At 73.9% G+C, this 16,518-nt stretch carries 17 protein-coding genes; 8 read left to right on the top strand and 9 right to left on the bottom strand.

Annotation, left to right across the window (positions count from 1 at the left end):
• Positions 1 to 87 precede the first annotated feature (87 nt).
• A complete protein-coding gene (locus tag IE106_RS02270) occupies positions 88 to 912 on the bottom strand; it encodes a purine-nucleoside phosphorylase (protein ID WP_189529517.1) in 825 nt (274 codons plus the stop codon).
• A 101-nt stretch (positions 913 to 1,013) separates the two neighbouring features.
• A complete protein-coding gene (locus IE106_RS02265; RefSeq protein ID WP_023586845.1) occupies positions 1,014 to 1,451 on the bottom strand; it encodes a gamma-glutamylcyclotransferase family protein in 438 nt (145 codons plus the stop codon).
• A gap of 248 nt (positions 1,452 to 1,699) precedes the next feature.
• Between IE106_RS02265 and IE106_RS02260 the strand changes: the two genes are divergently transcribed.
• On the top strand, positions 1,700 to 3,139 hold the full coding sequence (locus tag IE106_RS02260; RefSeq protein WP_189529951.1) for an NAD(P)H-quinone dehydrogenase: 1,440 nt from the start codon (positions 1,700 to 1,702) through the stop codon (positions 3,137 to 3,139).
• Between the two features lie 178 nt (positions 3,140 to 3,317).
• On the top strand, positions 3,318 to 4,271 hold the full coding sequence (locus tag IE106_RS02255) for a DeoR/GlpR family DNA-binding transcription regulator (protein WP_189529516.1): 954 nt from the start codon (positions 3,318 to 3,320) through the stop codon (positions 4,269 to 4,271).
• A 75-nt stretch (positions 4,272 to 4,346) separates the two neighbouring features.
• On the opposite strand, the gene IE106_RS02250 is transcribed toward IE106_RS02255, so the two are convergent.
• A complete protein-coding gene (locus IE106_RS02250) occupies positions 4,347 to 5,234 on the bottom strand; it encodes a helix-turn-helix domain-containing protein (RefSeq protein WP_189529515.1) in 888 nt (295 codons plus the stop codon).
• Positions 5,235 to 5,343: 109 nt separating this feature from the next.
• On the opposite strand from IE106_RS02250, the gene IE106_RS02245 reads away from it, so the two are divergent.
• A complete protein-coding gene (locus IE106_RS02245; RefSeq protein WP_189529514.1) occupies positions 5,344 to 5,799 on the top strand; it encodes a hypothetical protein in 456 nt (151 codons plus the stop codon).
• On the opposite strand, the gene IE106_RS02240 is transcribed toward IE106_RS02245, so the two are convergent.
• Together IE106_RS02240 and IE106_RS02235 are read right to left on the bottom strand one after the other, a co-directional pair.
• On the bottom strand, positions 5,774 to 6,337 hold the full coding sequence (locus IE106_RS02240; protein WP_229839941.1) for a TetR/AcrR family transcriptional regulator: 564 nt from the start codon (positions 6,335 to 6,337) through the stop codon (positions 5,774 to 5,776). The two genes, IE106_RS02245 and IE106_RS02240, sit on opposite strands and share 26 nt — an antisense overlap.
• A gap of 378 nt (positions 6,338 to 6,715) precedes the next feature.
• The gene (locus IE106_RS02235) at positions 6,716 to 8,473 is read right to left on the bottom strand and encodes an acetyl/propionyl/methylcrotonyl-CoA carboxylase subunit alpha (RefSeq protein WP_189529513.1); all 1,758 of its coding nucleotides are present in this window, start codon (positions 8,471 to 8,473) and stop codon (positions 6,716 to 6,718) included.
• Positions 8,474 to 8,821: 348 nt separating this feature from the next.
• Here IE106_RS02235 and IE106_RS02230 point away from each other — a divergent pair, with 348 nt between their 5' ends.
• The gene (locus IE106_RS02230; RefSeq protein ID WP_373295890.1) at positions 8,822 to 9,298 is read left to right on the top strand and encodes a hypothetical protein; all 477 of its coding nucleotides are present in this window, start codon (positions 8,822 to 8,824) and stop codon (positions 9,296 to 9,298) included.
• Between the two features lie 39 nt (positions 9,299 to 9,337).
• Here IE106_RS02230 and IE106_RS02225 read toward each other — a convergent pair whose 3' ends face one another.
• The 4 genes from IE106_RS02225 to IE106_RS02215 all read right to left on the bottom strand — a co-directional run bounded on the left by IE106_RS02225 (position 9,338) and on the right by IE106_RS02215 (position 12,085).
• Positions 9,338 to 9,940, bottom strand: a complete 603-nt coding sequence (locus IE106_RS02225) for a nucleoside triphosphate pyrophosphatase (protein WP_189529512.1) — start codon at positions 9,938 to 9,940, stop codon at positions 9,338 to 9,340.
• Positions 9,941 to 10,061: 121 nt separating this feature from the next.
• Entirely contained in the window at positions 10,062 to 10,190 is a 129-nt protein-coding gene (mmpB, locus tag IE106_RS30640) for a morphogenic membrane protein MmpB (RefSeq protein ID WP_268255274.1), read from the bottom strand.
• Between the two features lie 83 nt (positions 10,191 to 10,273).
• On the bottom strand, positions 10,274 to 10,486 hold the full coding sequence (locus tag IE106_RS02220) for an acyl-CoA carboxylase epsilon subunit (protein ID WP_189529511.1): 213 nt from the start codon (positions 10,484 to 10,486) through the stop codon (positions 10,274 to 10,276).
• 9 nt (positions 10,487 to 10,495) lie between these two features.
• Positions 10,496 to 12,085, bottom strand: a complete 1,590-nt coding sequence (locus IE106_RS02215) for an acyl-CoA carboxylase subunit beta (RefSeq protein ID WP_189529510.1) — start codon at positions 12,083 to 12,085, stop codon at positions 10,496 to 10,498.
• Between the two features lie 119 nt (positions 12,086 to 12,204).
• Here IE106_RS02215 and IE106_RS02210 point away from each other — a divergent pair, with 119 nt between their 5' ends.
• From IE106_RS02210 to IE106_RS02195, 4 genes are all read left to right on the top strand, one after another.
• The gene (locus IE106_RS02210) at positions 12,205 to 13,068 is read left to right on the top strand and encodes a biotin--[acetyl-CoA-carboxylase] ligase (RefSeq protein ID WP_189529509.1); all 864 of its coding nucleotides are present in this window, start codon (positions 12,205 to 12,207) and stop codon (positions 13,066 to 13,068) included.
• A gap of 162 nt (positions 13,069 to 13,230) precedes the next feature.
• Positions 13,231 to 14,370, top strand: a complete 1,140-nt coding sequence (locus IE106_RS02205) for an adenylate/guanylate cyclase domain-containing protein (RefSeq protein WP_189529508.1) — start codon at positions 13,231 to 13,233, stop codon at positions 14,368 to 14,370.
• 36 nt (positions 14,371 to 14,406) lie between these two features.
• On the top strand, positions 14,407 to 15,210 hold the full coding sequence (locus IE106_RS02200; RefSeq protein ID WP_189529507.1) for an enoyl-CoA hydratase/isomerase family protein: 804 nt from the start codon (positions 14,407 to 14,409) through the stop codon (positions 15,208 to 15,210).
• Between the two features lie 102 nt (positions 15,211 to 15,312).
• Positions 15,313 to 16,455, top strand: a complete 1,143-nt coding sequence (locus IE106_RS02195; protein ID WP_373295889.1) for a GGDEF domain-containing protein — start codon at positions 15,313 to 15,315, stop codon at positions 16,453 to 16,455.
• Positions 16,456 to 16,518: the final 63 nt, after the last annotated feature.

Below are 16,518 nucleotides of genomic sequence, written 5' to 3'. Positions count from 1 at the left end.
GGTACCGGGTGCCCGCCGGGCGCCGGCCCCACTCCGCGCGGCCGCGCCGCCCCTACGCGGGGGACGGCCCGGCCGCGCGGACCGGTCTCAGATGCGCTCCAGCACGCGCGTGAGCAGCTCGCCCATCCGCGCGGCCGAGTCGCGGCCCGCCTGGAGGACCTCCTCGTGGTTCAGCGGCTCACCCGAAAGGCCCGCGGCCAGATTGGTGACGAGGGAGATGCCGAGGACCTCCGCGCCGGCCTCGCGCGCCGCGATGGCCTCCAGGACCGTGGACATGCCGACCAGGTCGCCGCCGAGCACGCGGACCATGTTGATCTCGGCCGGGGTCTCGTAGTGCGGGCCGGGGAACTGGACGTAGACGCCCTCCTCCAGGGACGGGTCCACCTCCTTGCACATGGCGCGCAGCCGCGGCGAGTACAGGTCGGTCAGGTCGACGAAGTTCGCGCCCTCGATGGGGGAGGCGGCCGTCAGGTTGATGTGGTCGCTGATCAGGACCGGCTGGCCGGGGCGCATGCCCTCGCGCAGGCCGCCGCAGCCGTTGGTGAGGACGACGGTCCGGCAGCCCGCCGCGACGGCGGTGCGCACGCCGTGGGCGACGGCGGCGACGCCGCGGCCCTCGTAGAAGTGCGTACGGCCGAGGAAGACCAGGGCGCGCTTCTCGCCCACGCGGTACGAGCGGATCCTGCCGCCGTGCCCCTCGACGACCGGCGGGGGGAAGCCCGGCAGCTCGGTGACCGGGAACTCGGCCTCCGGTGCGCCGAGCGCGTCGGCGGCCGGGGCCCAGCCGGAGCCCATCACGAGGGCGACGTCGTGGTTCTCGGCACCCGTCAGCTCGCGCAGGCGCGCGGCGGCGTCCTGGGCGGCGGCGTGGGGGTCGTCCTGGCGGTGGTCCGGGATAACAGATGCGTTCACGCGGACGAGGGTAACCCGTCCGGGCCTACGCGCGTAGATGACAGGGCCCACGGTGTTCGTATCGTTGTCTTGTCGCTTTCGACGAACCGGCCGGTACGCGGTCAGCAGGGGCGTTTGCGCAGTTCCATCACGTAGTCGTGGGGGGCGCCCGCGGACTCGGCGGCGTCGGCGATCTCGCCCAGGTAGCGGGCGGAGGGGAGGCCGCCCTCGTACCCGTTGAGGACGTACACCCAGGCGGGCTCCTCGCCGTCCAGGGTGTGCACGCGGACCCGCATGCGGCGGTAGATGTCGAGGCCGACGCCCTCCCAGCGGTCCATCGAGTCCTCGTCCATGGGGGCGACGTCGTACAGGGCGACGAAGACCTGCGAGCGCGGGGCCTCCACGATCGTGGCGAGCGCCCCCTCCCAGCCCATCTGCTCCCCGCCGAAGGTCAACCTCCAGCCGTTCAGCCAGCCCGTGCCGCGCAGCGGGGAGTGCGGGGCGCGGCGGGTCATCAGCCGCGCGTCGAGGTTGCCGGCGTACGCGGCGTAGAGCGACATGAGACCGAGGGTACGGGAGGCCCCCCCTCCCACGCCCCCTCACCCGGGCACGCGACCGGGGCTCCGGGGCCCCGCGCGCCGGGTCCGGGGGCCCCGGGCCGAGACCGGCGGCGGGGTGCGGGAGAATGACGCTGGATCGAACAGTGCGGGACAATGACGTACGTACTCCCATCCCATGAGGACAACCCCGACCCCTGGGCCCACCCGTCCGCGGGGTCGCCGTGACGAGAGCGCGAGGCGTGACCCCAGTGACCCGGATCGTGATCATCGGTGGCGGACCCGGCGGATACGAGGCGGCCCTGGTGGGCGCCCAGCTCGGCGCGGAGGTGACCGTCGTCGACTGCGACGGCCTCGGCGGAGCGTCCGTCCTGACGGACTGCGTCCCTTCGAAGACACTCATCGCGACGGCCGAGGTCATGACGACCTTCGACTCCTCGTACGAGGAGCTGGGCATCATCGTCGCCGACGACACCCCGCACAAGGAGCAGGCCGCCCGCGTCGTCGGCGTCGACCTCGGCAAGGTGAACCGCCGGGTGAAGCGCCTCGCGCTCGCCCAGTCGCACGACATCACCGCCTCCGTCACCCGCGCCGGCGCCCGCGTGATGCGCGGCCGCGGCCGCCTCGACGGGGCGCAGGACCTCGACGGCTCCCGCCGCGTCGTCGTCACCGCCGCGGACGGCACGGAGGAGACCCTCACCGCCGACGCCGTGCTCATCGCGACCGGCGGCCACCCCCGCGAGATCCCCGACGCCCAGCCCGACGGCGAGCGCATCCTCAACTGGACGCAGGTGTACGACCTCGACGAGCTGCCCGAGGAGCTCATCGTGGTCGGCTCCGGCGTGACCGGCGCCGAGTTCGCCGGCGCGTACCAGGCGCTCGGCTCGCGCGTCACGCTCGTCTCCTCCCGCGACCGCGTCCTGCCGGGCGAGGACCCGGACGCGGCGGCCGTCCTGGAGGACGTGTTCCGCCGCCGCGGCATGAACGTCATGGCCCGCTCCCGCGCCCAGTCCGCGAAGCGCGTCGGCGACCGCGTCGAGGTCACCCTCGCGGACGGCCGCGTCATCTCCGGCACGCACTGCCTGATGGCGGTCGGCGCCATCCCCAACACGGCCGGCATGGGCCTGGAGGAGGCGGGCGTCCGCCTCAGGGACTCCGGTCACATCTGGACCGACAAGGTGTCCCGCACGTCCGCGCCCGGCGTGTACGCGGCCGGCGACGTGACCGGCGTCTTCGCCCTCGCCTCGGTCGCCGCCCAGCAGGGCCGGATCGCGATGTACCACTTCCTCGGCGAGACGGTCGCGCCGCTGGACCTGAAGACGGTCTCCTCGAACGTCTTCACCGACCCCGAGATCGCCACCGTCGGGTACACGCAGGCCGACGTCGACGCCGGGAAGATCGACGCCCGCGTCGTGAAGCTGCCGCTGCTGCGCAACCCGCGCGCGAAGATGCAGGGCATCCGGGACGGCTTCGTGAAGATCTTCTGCCGTCCGGGCACCGGCATCGTCGTCGGCGGCTGCGTCGTCGCGCCGCGGGCGAGCGAGCTGATCCACCCGATCTCGGTCGCGGTCGACAACAACCTGACGGTCGAGCAGATCGCGAACGCGTTCACCGTGTACCCGTCGCTGTCGGGCTCGATCGCGGAAGTGGCCCGGCAGTTGCACACCCGGAAGACCACCGCGGAGGCGTGAGGCCGCGTCTGCCGGGGGGCAACTCCCGGCAGAACCTGGCAAGTCAGGTCATCGAGCGGTCGCGGACCGTTCACGGACGGAGCCGCCTATAGCACTCGGTGGCTCCGTCTGTTCGCAAATTCTCCGAATCGGCCCGTGCGCCTGCAAAGGGCCGGTTGCTGGGGTTACTGTCAGTTCCGTGTTCGCTGCAGAACGTCGCCAGTTGATCCTTGAAATGGTGCGTGCCAACGGAGCGGTGTCGCTCCGGGAGCTCGCCCGCGTCGTCCAGACCTCCGAAGTGACCGTCCGGCGGGACGTGCGGGCGCTCGAGGCCGAAGGACTCCTCGACCGCCGGCACGGCGGTGCGGTGCTGCCGGGCGGTTTCACGCGGGAGTCCGGCTACCCGCAGAAATCCCATCTCGCGACGGCGGAGAAGACGGCGATCGCCGACGTCGCCGCCGGGCTCGTCCAAGAGGGCGAGGCGATCGTCGTCGGCGCCGGTACGACGACGCAGGAGCTGGCCCGCCGGCTCGCCCGCGTCCCCGGGCTGACCGTGGTGACCAACTCCCTGCTGGTCGCCCAGGCGCTGGCGCACGCCAACCGCGTCGAGGTGGTCATGACCGGGGGGACGCTGCGCGGCTCCAACTACGCGCTGGTCGGCAGCGGCGCGGAGCAGTCCCTGCACGGGCTGCGCGTGTCGCGGGCGTTCCTGTCCGGTGCGGGGCTCACCGCGGAGCGCGGGCTGTCCACGTCGAACATGCTGTCCGCGAGCGTCGACCGGGCACTGGTCCAGGCGGCGGCGGAGGTCGTGGTCCTCGCGGACCACACCAAGCTCGGTACGGACACGATGTTCCAGACCGTCCCCACGGACACGATCACGCGCCTGGTGACGGACGAGCCGCCCGCCCACGACGAACGGGCGGCGATGGAGCTCCAGGCCCTCGCCGACCAGGGCGTCCAGATCACCGTCGCGGGCGGCGGCCCCGGCACGTCCGCCGCGGAGGGCGCGCGGCAGCCCCGCCACCACCGCCGGGACGTGCCCCTGCCCGGCCAGCGCGGCGCCCGCCACCCGGGCCCCCAGCTCCGCAGCGCCCCCCTGCCCCCGGACCACCAGGAGCGCCAGGCCCGCGTCGCCGACCTCCGCCGCCGCTGACGCCCCCTCCCACCCGGGCCCCACCCCGCCCGCCGGGGCGCGGCCCCACCGGCGGCACCCCGTACGACGGACCGCTCACGAGCCGGTGCCGTCACGGGCCCCGGGTTCGTCCCCGTCCCCAGCCCCGGGCCCGGACCCGGACCCGTCCCCCTCCCCGGTTCCGCTTGCGGAGGCGAAGGCGCGGAGGCGGGCCGCCGTCTCCTCGTCCATCGGGAAGAACGCCTCCACCGCCAGTTCGGAGAGCGTCACGTCCGCCGGCGCGCCGAAGGTGGCGATCATGCTGAAGAAGGACATATCCCCGTACGGCGTGCGGATGCGCAGCGGGACGGCGATGCCCGTCGGGTCCACCGGGCCGGGCGCCGGGTCCAGGCCGGGAGGCGGCGGGTAGGCGGACACCTCCTCGTACAGGTCCCGCAGGTCGCGGCGGCCGGTGGCGGCGGCCTGGTGGCGGAGGCGGCCGAGGGCGTGGGCGCGGACCTCCGCGAAGTTCAGGCACCGGGGGGCCAGGCCCTCCGGATGGAGGATCAGCCGCATCACGTTCCCGCCCGACTCGGTCAGGCGCGGCGGCACGAAACCGAGCAGCACGGACATCGCACGGTTGTGGTCGACGATGTTCCACATCCCGTCGACGGCGGCGGCCGGATGGGGCTCGTGGCGCAGCAGCATCGTCCTCAGCGCGGCGCGGGCCATCGCCATCCGCTCGCTCCCCAGTGGGCTCTCCCGGTACGCGGGGGCGTAACCGGCCGCCAGCAGCAGGCCGTTGCGGTCGCGCAGGGGCACGTCGAGGTGGTCGGCGAGCCGGAGCACCATCTCCCGGCTGGGCCGGGCGCGGCCGGTCTCCACACAGGACAGGTGCCGCGTGGAGGTGTCCGCCCGCAGCGCCAGGTCGAGCTGGCTGAGCTTCCTGCGCTGCCGCCACTCGCGGAGTAACCGCCCCACACGGGGCGGGTCGTCGGTCTTCACCGCTCCACCGTACGCACCACCGGGGCGGGCGCCATGACCCGTGAGGTCATGGAGTGCGCGACCCGGCGCGTGCCACGGTGGGCCCCACCCCACGAGGAGGAGGACCGCGATGACGCACGCCCCGCCCACGACCGGTACGGCCCCGCCCCCGCCGGACGCCGCCCGGTTCCTGCGCACGGTGCTGCGCGTGGACGCCCTCAGCACCGCCGTGACGGGTCTCGTGCTGGTCGCCGCCGCGGGGCCGCTCGGTTCCGCCACCGGGATGCCGGTCGCGTTCGCGGTCGCTTTCGGCGTCTTCCAGATCGGCGGGGCGGTCGCGCTCGCCCTGATCGCGGGCCCCCCGGTGATCCCGCCCGCGCTCGTCCGGGCCGTGGTCGCCGTCAACGGGACCTGTGCCGTCGCGTGCGCCGCCGTGGCGTTCGGCGGCTTCCTGCCGCTCACGGGGTTCGGCGTCGTCTTCATGCTGATCGGCGCGCTCGTCGTGGCGGTCTACGCGGCGCTGGAGTACACCGGGCTGCGCCGGGCGGCGCCCGCGGACCTCAGGGCTTCACACCGCGCAGGGTGAGCGTGAGGAGGCGGTCCGCCAGGGCGTCGTCCCTCGGGTCCTGCTCCGCCGCCAGGGCTATCGCGTTCGTCAGTTGCAGCAGGTCGCCGATGGACACGTCGTGCCGTACCACGCCCGCCTCCTGCGCACGGGTCAGCAGGCGGGCGCCCGCCTCGCGGAGCGGGTCGTTGCACTGCGACAGCGCCGAAGTCGGGTCGTACGACGCCGACATCAGCGCCCGCGCCAGGCCCCGGTACTCGCCCGCGTGGGTGACGACCGCGCGGAGCCACTCCACGAGCGCCGCGCACGGCTCGTCCGCCTCCGCCAGTTCGCGGGAACGGGCCAGCAGGGCGGTCACGGCGTCCTGGAACACCGCGTTCATCAGGGCGTGCCGGTTCGGGAAGTGGCGGTACAGCGTGCCGATCCCCACGCCCGCACGCCGGGCGATGTCCTCCAGCGCCGCGTCCGTGCCCTGCTCCGCGAAGGCCGCGCGCGCCACCCGCAGCAGCCGCTCGTGGTTGCGGCGGGCGTCGGCGCGCATCGGCCTGGTCGTCGTCATCCGGCGGTCCTCCCTCGTCCCTCCAGGATGCCATCGCGCGGACGGTCCAAGGGGCACGCGGGCGCGGGGGCCGGGTACGGCGCGGGAGGTGCCTCGTGAAACTGATGGGACGGGGCTGGGGGCGGGAGGGTAGGCCGCCCCCCTGTACCGCTCGTGGAGCCGAAGGGGCGCGCGGGTGTCGACAGGCCGATCGCGCGCAGACCCCGAGGAACGATGGGGGTACCCCCGGACGAAGTCTGGGGGAGGTTGAGCACGTTCGGCCTGTCGACACCCGCTCACAGCGCCCCGGAGGCGGAACGAGCCGGAGAGGGGTGCTGAGCACGTTCACCGTCCCGACACCCGCTCACAGCGCCCCGGAGGCGGAGCGAGCCAAAGAACTCAGTCCTTGATCTCGCAGATCGCCGCACCCGACGTCACGGACGCGCCGACCTCCGCGGTCAGGCCCTTCACGGTGCCCGCGCGGTGCGCGTTCAGCGGCTGCTCCATCTTCATGGCCTCCAGGACGACGATCAGGTCGCCCTCCTCGACCGTCTGGCCCTCCTCGACGGCCACCTTCACGATGGTGCCCTGCATCGGGGAGGTCAGCGTGTCGCCGGACGCGGCCGACGAGGCCTTCTTCTTCGCGCGCCGCTTCGGCCGGGCGCCGGCCGCCAGGCCCGTACGGGCCAGGCTCATGCCGAGCGACGACGGCAGCGACACCTCGAGGCGCTTGCCGCCCACCTCGACGACGACCGTCTCGCGGCCCGTCTCCTCGTCCTCCGCGTCGGCGGGAGCGGCGAACGGCTTGATCTCGTTGACGAACTCCGTCTCGATCCACCGCGTGTGGATCTTGAACGGGCCTTCCGCCGGGGCGAACGCCGGGTCCGCGACGACCGCGCGGTGGAACGGGATGGCCGTGGCCATGCCCTCCACCTGGAACTCGGCCAGCGCGCGCCGCGCCCGCTCCAGTGCCTGCTGCCGGGTCGCGCCCGACACGATCAGCTTCGCCAGCAGGGAGTCCCAGGCCGGGCCGATGACGCTGCCCGACTCGACGCCCGCGTCCAGCCGGACGCCCGGGCCGGACGGCGGGGCGAACGTGGTGACCGTGCCCGGCGCGGGCAGGAAGCCCCGGCCCGGGTCCTCGCCGTTGATGCGGAACTCGAAGGAGTGGCCGCGCACCTCCGGGTCGCCGTAGCCGAGCTCCTCGCCGTCCGCGATGCGGAACATCTCCCGTACGAGGTCGATGCCGGTGACCTCCTCGGTCACCGGGTGCTCGACCTGGAGGCGGGTGTTGACCTCCAGGAAGGAGATCGTGCCGTCGTTGCCGACCAGGAACTCGACGGTGCCCGCGCCGACGTAGCCGGCCTCCTTGAGGATGGCCTTCGACGCCCGGTACAGCTCGGCGTTCTGCTCGGCGGTGAGGAACGGCGCCGGGGCCTCCTCCACCAGCTTCTGGTGGCGGCGCTGCAGGGAGCAGTCGCGCGTCGACACGACGACGACGTTGCCGTGCCGGTCGGCCAGGCACTGCGTCTCCACGTGCCGCGGCCGGTCCAGGTACCGCTCCACGAAGCACTCGCCGCGGCCGAACGCCGCGACGGCCTCGCGGACGGCCGAGTCGTACAGCTCGGGGACCTCTTCGAGCGTGCGGGCCACCTTCAGGCCGCGGCCGCCGCCGCCGAACGCCGCCTTGATCGCGATCGGCAGCCCGTGCTCCCGGGCGAACGCGACGACCTCGTCCGCGCCGGAGACCGGGTCGGGCGTCCCGGCGACCAGCGGCGCGCCGGCGCGCTGCGCGATGTGACGCGCCGCCACCTTGTCGCCGAGGTCCCGGATCGCCTGCGGCGGCGGGCCGATCCAGACGAGGCCGGCGTCGATGACGGCCTGGGCGAACTCCGCGTTCTCCGACAGGAAGCCGTAACCCGGGTGGACCGCGTCGGCCCCCGAGTCCTTGGCCGCCTGAAGCACCTTCGCGATGTCCAGATAGCTGGCCGCCGGGGTGTCACCGCCCAGGGCGAACGCCTCGTCCGCCGCACGGACGTGCAGGGCGTCCCGGTCCGGATCGGCGTAGACGGCTACGCTCGCGATCCCGGCGTCCCGGCAGGCACGGGCGACACGGACAGCGATTTCGCCACGGTTGGCGATGAGCACCTTGCGCACGATGGCTCCCTCCATTCCCAAAACACGCTGAGTTTAGGGACTGCCGACACGACGTTTCGACTCTTCCCCGGTCGTGAGGTTGCCCACACGGAGCGTGATGCGGGGCTCGCTCGGACCCGAAACCCCTTGCCCCGCCTCGGTACGCAGGGCTTCTTGACTGCACAGTAGCCCCGGGGTGTGGCCAAGGTCTCTGTTCTGGGGGCCAGCGGGGTGTCCTGTTTCTTTGTGGAGTCCCTACGAATGGACGAATGATTCTTTGCCGCGACGCCGTGACCCTTGCCCGGGGGTTTACTCGTGAGTAGCCTGCGCGTTGTCGTCCGTACCGCTGGTAACAGGCAGGGGGTACCCGTGGTGAACCGCAGACCGATAGCGCTGACGGCGGCCGTCGTGCTGTTCGCCCAGGCGGTGGGCGTCGTGCTGCTGCACGGCGTGCTCGCGGCGATCCTGTCGAACCAGCGGATGTCCCTGGCGGGCCTCGACCCGGACGTGATGATCACCGGCACCTGGGTGATGGGCGGCGTCTTCGGCGCGTACCTCGTGCTGTGCGGCGCCGTGCTGCTCCGCGCGGGCGTCCGCCGCTCCGCGCCCGGCCGGTGGGGTCGCGTCCTGCTGATCACCTGCGCGGTCACCCACGCGGTGCTGGGCGCCGTGCTCGTCGGCCTCAGCGGCTGGGTGGCCTTCACGTGGATGATGGTGGTCATGGGACTGGTGGTGCTGTCCCTCATCGCGTACGGAGCGCCCGGGGCCCCCGCCGCGGCGGACACGGACGACCGCCCGGACGACCGGCCCGACGGCCCGGCCGGGGAGGTCCCGCAGCCCGCGTGACGCGCCCCCGCCCGCGACCGCCTCGCGCCCGCCACCGCCCTACGCCCACAAGTCGGTCACGGCCACGCCCAGTTGCCGCAGGAGGCGCCGCAGCAGCGGCAGCGACAGGCCGATGACGTTGCCCGGGTCGCCGTCGATGCCGTCGATGAACGGCGCCGAGCGGCCGTCCAGGGTGAAGGCGCCCGCCACGTGGAGCGGTTCGCCGCTGGCGACGTACGCGGCGATCTCCTCGTCCGTCGGGTCGCCGAAGCGGACCAGCGTGGAGGCGGTCGCGGAGGCGTACCGCTTCGCCGCCGTGTCGTGGACGCAGTGGCCGGTCTGCAGGACGCCGACGCGGCCGCGCATGGACTTCCAGCGGGCGACGGCCTCCTCGGCGTCGGCGGGCTTGCCGAGCGCCCGGCCGTCCAGCTCCAGCACCGAGTCGCAGCCGATCACCAGCGCGCCGGACACCTCCGGGCGGGCCGCCACCAGCGACGCCTTCGCCTCGGCGAGGGCCAGGGCCAGCTCGGCGGGGGTCGGGGCGGTCACCCTGCTCTCGTCGAAGCCGCTGACGACGACCTCGGGGGAGAGCCCGGCCTGACGCAGCAGTCCGAGGCGGGCGGGGGACGCGGAGGCGAGAACGAGGCGACGCTGAGCAGTCATGCCGCCATCGTATGCAGCCCGGCCGCCCCGGGCCCGGGGTCCGGCACGCCGTGCCCGCTCCCGGCCGTGCCCGCTCCCGACCGTGTCCGGCTCCCGGCCCTGCCCGCTCCCGGCCGGGACGTCAGCGCAGCCCGGCGGCGAACATCGCCACGAGCATCGCCAGCGCCAGCAGGACGCCGGCGCGGCGGAGCATGGCCTGCATGGCCCGCATCTCCTCGGGCGGTTCGTTCTCGGGGTCGGACCACAGCATCCTTCGATCCTGCGGACCGCGGGCCCGTCCCGCCTGAGTACGCGTACTCAGGCGGCCCCCGCGAACGGACTAGACCACTGCGGCTACGCCGGCCAGTAGCTCCGCGTCCAGGACCGCGGCCCCGGGGACGGCGGCAGGCCGCGCGCGATGCGCGTGGGCGAGGACCAGGCCTCCGGACCCCGCGGCGGCGCGCCCGCCGCCTCGGCGGCGGCCGTCGCCGCGGCGCGCGCCCTGACCACCGCCAGGGCGGCGGCGAGCTCCTCGGGGGTCGGGTTGCCCCGTACGACCTTGATCATCGAGGCTCCTCACAGGGGGATGTTGCCGTGCTTCTTCGGGGGCAGGTTTTCCCGCTTGGTGCGCAGCTGACGCAGACCGCGGACGATCTGCGCGCGGGTCTCGGACGGCATGATCACCGCGTCGATGTAGCCGCGCTCCGCCGCCGTGTACGGGTTGAGCAGCGTGTCCTCGTACTCCTGGATCAGCCGGGCGCGCAGCGCCTCCCGCTCGTCGTCCGGGGCCGCCGCGATGGTGCGGCGGTGCAGGATGTTCACCGCGCCCTGGGCGCCCATCACGGCGATCTGCGCGGTCGGCCACGCCAGGTTCAGGTCGGCGCCGAGGTGCTTGGAGCCCATCACGTCGTACGCGCCGCCGAACGCCTTGCGGGTGATGACGGTGATCAGCGGGACGGTCGCCTCCGCGTACGCGTAGATCAGCTTCGCGCCGCGCCGGATGATGCCGCCGTACTCCTGGTCCACGCCCGGCAAGAAGCCCGGTACGTCGACGAAGGTCAGGACCGGGATGTTGAACGCGTCGCAGGTGCGGACGAAGCGGGCCGCCTTCTCGCTCGCGTTGATGTCCAGGCAGCCCGCGAACTGCATCGGCTGGTTCGCGACGACGCCCACCGGGAAGCCCTCGACGCGGCCGAAGCCGGTGACGATGTTCGGCGCGAACATCCCCTGCGTCTCCAGGAACTCGCCGTCGTCCAGGACGTGTTCGACGACCGTGTGGATGTCGTACGGCTGGTTCGCGGAGTCCGGGACGATCGTGTCCAGCTCGCGGTCGTCGTCGGTGACGTCGAGGTCCGCCTCCTCCGGGAAGGACGGGGGCTCCGACAGGTTGTTGGACGGCAGGTAGGACAGCAGCGACTTCACGTAGTCGATGGCGTCCTTCTCGTCCGCCGCCATGTGGTGCGCCACGCCCGACGTCGCGTTGTGCGTCCGCGCGCCGCCCAGCTCCTCGAAGCCGACGTCCTCGCCGGTCACCGTCTTGATGACGTCCGGGCCGGTGATGAACATGTGCGACGTCCGGTCGACCATCACCGTGAAGTCGGTGATCGCCGGGGAGTAGACGGCGCCGCCCGCGCAGGGGCCGACGACCAGGCTGATCTGCGGGATCACCCCGGACGCGTGGGTGTTGCGGCGGAAGATCTCGCCGTACATGCCGAGGGCGCTGACGCCCTCCTGGATGCGGGCGCCGCCGGAGTCGTTGATGCCGATGACCGGGCAGCCGGTCTTCAGCGCGAAGTCCATCACCTTGACGATCTTCTGGCCGAACGTCTCGCCCAGCGCCCCGCCGAAGACGGTGAAGTCCTGCGAGAAGACCGCCACCGGGCGGCCGTCGACCGTGCCGTAGCCGGTGACGACGCCGTCGCCGTACGGGCGGTTGTTCTCCAGGCCGAAGTTGGTGGACCGGTGCCTCGCGAACTCGTCCAGTTCCACGAAGGAGTCCTCGTCCAGCAGGAGGGCGATCCGCTCGCGGGCCGTCAGCTTGCCCTTCGCGTGCTGCTTCTCGACGGCACGCTCGGACCCCGCGTGCGTCGCCTCCTCGATTCGGCGCTGCAGATCCGCGAGCTTCCCCGCGGTCGTGTGCATGTCGTTCTCTTGACGCTCGGACATCGGGATGCGGCTCCCTGCCTGGTCACGTGTGGTCACGGGTTCGTTGGCTACTGGCCCGTAGCGTATCGGCGGGGATGCCGTTCGGCAGTGCGGTCTTTGCCACACCTAGGCTGGGTTGCATGACGCCCTCTCTTGGTCAAGGAACAGGTCCGACGAGCCGCTGGAGCGACCTCGAACGGCCCCCGCTGGGCGCCCCCGCGCTGCGCCGGGCCCTCCTGGGGCCGGGCGCGCTGTGGACCTCCCTCGATCTCGTGCCCACGACCGGTTCCACCAACACCGACCTGGCCTCCCGCGCGGCCGAACTCCCCGAGGGCGCCGTCCTCGTCGCCGAGGAGCAGACCTCCGGGCGGGGCCGCCTGGACCGCGCCTGGTCGGCGCCGGCCCGCTCGGGGCTGTTCTTCTCCGTCCTCCTCAAGCCGGACGTGCCGGCCCACCGCCTGGCCTGGCTGCCGCTGCTGACCGGGGTCGCCGTGGCCACCGCGCTGGCACGGGCCGCCGGCGTCGACACGGCGCTGAAGTGGCCCAACGACCTGCTCGTCACGGTCGGCGGGGAGGAGCGCAAGGCCGGCGGCATCCTCGCCGAGCGCGCCGGCGACCACGGCATCGTCGTCGGCGTCGGCCTCAACGTCACCCTCCGCGCCGACGAGCTGCCCGTGCCCACGGCCGGGTCGCTCGCCCTCGCGGACGCCGTGTGCACCGACCGCGACCCGCTGCTGCGCGCCGTCCTGCGGTCCCTGGAGGAGTGGTACGGCAGGTGGACCGCCGCCGGCGGCGACCCCGCCGCGTCCGGGCTCCAGGCCGCGTACGCCGCCGGCTGCGCGACGCTGGGCCGGTCCGTGCGGGCGGAGCTGCCCGGCGACCGGGCACTCACCGGGGAGGCGGCCGCGATCGACGGGGACGGGCGGCTCGTCGTGGCGACCCCGGACGGCCGGCGGGAGGCCGTGGGCGCGGGCGACATCGTCCACCTGCGCCCGGCGCGCTGAACGCGCACGTCCGCGCGGACGTGAGCCAGGGCACACCTGCCGTATCGTTGAGGCGATCCGTCGGCCGGGTTCGCCGAGGTGGTCGACAAGGGGGTCGACGCGGCGGGTCAGCGACAGAACGGCAGGCAGGGCAGTGCGTACGGATCGGGCAGGAGGCGGCCGGTGACCGTCGACGACGAGAACGCGGGCGGAGCGGAGTACCCCACCCCCCATCATGTCGTCGATCACACGGCGGAGCCGACCGACAACCCCCTCGCCATCCGTCTGGAGCACCTGATCCTCGGCGCCGAACGGCGCTACACCCCCTTCCAGGCGGCCCGTACCGCCGGCGTCTCCATGGACCTCGCGTCCCGCTTCTGGCGGGCCATGGGCTTCGCGGACATCGGCCAGGCCCGGGCGCTGACCGAGGCCGACGTGCTGGCGCTGCGCCGGCTGGCCGGCCTGGTCGAGGCCGGGCTGCTCAGCGAGCCGATGGCCGTGCAGGTGGCCCGGTCGACGGGGCAGACGACGGCCCGGCTCGCGGAGTGGCAGATCGACTCCTTCCTGGAGGGGCTGACCGAGCCGCCCGAGCCCGGCATGACCCGCACCGAGGTCACCTACCCGCTGGTGGAGCTGCTGCTGCCGGAGCTCCAGGAGTTCCTGGTGTACGTGTGGCGGCGGCAGCTGGCCGCGGCGACCGGCCGGGTGGTGCAGGCGGGCGACGACGACGAGATGGTGGACCGGCGGCTCGCCGTGGGCTTCGCGGACCTCGTCGGCTTCACCCGGCTCACCCGCCGGCTGGAGGAGGAGGAGCTCGGCGAGCTGGTCGAGACCTTCGAGACGACCTGCGCCGACCTGGTCGCGGCGCACGGCGGGCGGCTGATCAAGACCCTGGGCGACGAGGTGCTCTTCGCCGCCGACGACGCGGGCACGGCCGCGGAGATCTCGCTGCGCCTCATCGAGACGCTGCGGGAGGACGCGACGATGCCCGCCCTGCGCGTCGGGATCGCCTTCGGCACGGTCACCACCCGCATGGGCGACGTGTTCGGGACGACCGTGAACCTGGCGAGCCGGCTCACCTCGATAGCGCCCAAGGACACCGTCCTCGTCGACGGCGCCTTCGCCGAGGAGCTGTCCCGCACGGCCGAGGCGCCCGCGTCGGAGGCGCAGGCGGCGGAGGAGGCCGCCCGCGCGGAGAAGGAGGGCCGGACCCCGCCCTCGTACCGCTTCGCCCTCCGGCCCATGTGGCAGCGGCCGGTCCGCGGCCTCGGCGTCATCGAACCCTGGATGCTGTCGCGGCGGGAGCCTAAGATCCCCGGGTAGACGCGATAACGGTCGTTAACCGGGAGGGTGGGCGCCATGTCCGAGCAGCAGTCGGAGGAGCGGTACGGGGAGTTCGTCGCCGTACGCAGGCACGGGTACGTGGCGGAGCTGGTCCTCGACCGGCCCGAGGCCATGAACGCGGTGTCCACCGAGATGGCCCGGTCCATCGGCGCCGCCTGCGCCGCGCTCGCCGCCGACCCCTCGGCCCGTGTCACCGTCCTGACCTCCTCCCACGACCGGGCCTTCTGCGTGGGCGCCGACCTGAAGGAGCGGAACTCCTTCACGGACGCCGACCTGATGCGCCAGCGGCCGACCGCCCGCGCCGCGTACACGGGCGTGCTGGAGCTGCCGATGCCGTCCGTCGCGGCGGTGCGCGGCTTCGCCCTGGGCGGCGGCTTCGAGCTGGCGCTCGCCTGCGACCTGATCGTCGCCGACGCGACCGCGGTCGTCGGGCTGCCCGAGGTGTCCGTGGGCGTCATCCCCGGCGGCGGCGGTACGCAGCTGCTGCCGCGCCGGGTCGGGGCGGCGCGCGCCGCGGAGCTGGTGTTCACCGCCCGCCGGGTGCCGGCCGCGGAGGCCGCCGGGCTGGGGCTGGTCGACGAGCTGGTCGAGGACGACGCGCGCGGCGCCGCCCTGGAGCTGGGCGCGCGGATCGCGGCGAACTCGCCGGTGGGGCTGCGCGCCGCCAAGCGGGCCCTGCGGCTGGGCCACGGGCTGGACCTGCGGGCCGGTCTGGAGGTCGAGGACGCCGCGTGGCGGTCCGTCGCCTTCTCCGGGGACCGCAAGGAGGGCGTGGCCGCGTTCAACGAGAAGCGCGCGCCGCGCTGGCCGGGGGAGTAGCGCACCCGCCGGGCGGCGGGAGGCGGCGCCCGCCGGGGCACCTGGCGTAACCGGGATCGACCCCGCGGGTTGAAAATATGGATTACTCCCTAAGCTGTGGGAATGGGTGAGGATGTCCGACTGCGGGCCGTGGTGGCGCTCGCGCAGGGGATGGCGGCGGCGCGCACTCCGCGCGAGTGCTGGCGGGCCGCCGCGCTCGGGGCCTGCGGGGCGCTCGGCGGTACGTTCGGGGCGCTCTCGGTCTGGCAGCGGGACCTCGGCCGGCTGAAGGTCCTGGTCAACGCGGGTCTGCGGGCGCCGGACGAGGAGGAGTTCCCGGAGTCCGAGGCGTACCCCGTGCACCAGTTCTCGGAGATCACCGAGTTCCTGCACGAGCGCTGGGCGGGCGGCGGCGAACCGGACGCCTGGGTGGAGACCGCCGACGGCGGGCCCGAGACGCCCGGCCGCGGGTACTGCCACCAGAGGGTGGCCGCGCTGCGGCGGCGCGGACGGGGCTGCTGCGTGGTCGCACCGATCGTGCTGCACGGGCGGGCCTGGGGCGAGCTCTACGTGGCCCGCCCGGCCGGGGCGCCCGTCTTCGACCGGGACGACGCGGACTTCGCGACCGTCCTCGCCTCGGTCGTCGCCGCCGGGCTCGCGCAGACCGAGCGGCTGGAGGAGGTGCGCAAGCTCGCCTTCACGGACCCGCTGACCGGCCTCGCCAACCGCAGGGCCGTCGACGCGAGGCTGGACGAGGCCGTCGAGCGGTTCCTGGCGGACGGTTCCGTGGTGAGCCTCGTCGTGTGCGACCTGAACGGGCTCAAGCACGTCAACGACACCCACGGGCACGCCGTCGGCGACCGGCTCCTGGAGCGGTTCGGGTCGGTGCTGTCGTGCGCGGGGGCCCGGCTGCCGGGCGCGCTGGCGGCGCGGCTCGGCGGCGACGAGTTCTGCCTGGTGTCGGTCGGGCCGGAGGCGGACGAGGTGGTCGCGGTCGCCGACGAGCTGTGCGTACGTGCCGGGGAACTGGAGTTCGGGGAGGGCGTCGCCTGCGGGGTGGCGTCGACGGGCGACCCGATCGGGCCGGTGCGCTCGGCCCGCCGGCTGTTCCGGCTGGCGGACGCCGCCCAGTACCGGGCGAAGGCGGCCCGCTCCCCGAAGCCGGTGGTCGCCGGGCGGGACGGGGCCGTCGTACGGCTCGCGGACGCGCCGCCGACCGCCGCGCGTGACCGCCGGCGGTTCCGTGACGCGCACCCGGAGGAGTGAGCGCCGAAGGGGCGGGCGGCCGACATCCGTGCGCGGGATGGGCCGGGGCGGTCGCGGGGCGGT

Origin of the sequence: Streptomyces roseolilacinus (assembly GCF_014649335.1) — a bacterium.
GTDB lineage: Bacteria > Actinomycetota > Actinomycetes > Streptomycetales > Streptomycetaceae > Streptomyces > Streptomyces roseolilacinus.
The sequence above is the reverse complement of the archived record's forward strand: the minus strand, read 5'-3'. Positions and strand labels throughout refer to the sequence as shown.

Coding starts and splice junctions, on each gene's coding strand:
- IE106_RS02200 (WP_189529507.1), top strand. CDS start 14,407: ATGTCCGAGCAGCAGTCGGAGGAGCGGTACGGGGAGTTCGTCGCCGTA.
- IE106_RS02215 (WP_189529510.1), bottom strand. CDS start 12,085: ATGTCCGAGCGTCAAGAGAACGACATGCACACGACCGCGGGGAAGCTC.
- IE106_RS02240 (WP_229839941.1), bottom strand. CDS start 6,337: ATGACGACGACCAGGCCGATGCGCGCCGACGCCCGCCGCAACCACGAG.
- IE106_RS02220 (WP_189529511.1), bottom strand. CDS start 10,486: ATGATCAAGGTCGTACGGGGCAACCCGACCCCCGAGGAGCTCGCCGCC.
- IE106_RS02245 (WP_189529514.1), top strand. CDS start 5,344: ATGACGCACGCCCCGCCCACGACCGGTACGGCCCCGCCCCCGCCGGAC.
- IE106_RS02210 (WP_189529509.1), top strand. CDS start 12,205: ATGACGCCCTCTCTTGGTCAAGGAACAGGTCCGACGAGCCGCTGGAGC.
- mmpB (WP_268255274.1), bottom strand. CDS start 10,190: ATGCTGTGGTCCGACCCCGAGAACGAACCGCCCGAGGAGATGCGGGCC.
- IE106_RS02265 (WP_023586845.1), bottom strand. CDS start 1,451: ATGTCGCTCTACGCCGCGTACGCCGGCAACCTCGACGCGCGGCTGATG.
- IE106_RS02225 (WP_189529512.1), bottom strand. CDS start 9,940: ATGACTGCTCAGCGTCGCCTCGTTCTCGCCTCCGCGTCCCCCGCCCGC.
- IE106_RS02195 (WP_373295889.1), top strand. CDS start 15,313: ATGGGTGAGGATGTCCGACTGCGGGCCGTGGTGGCGCTCGCGCAGGGG.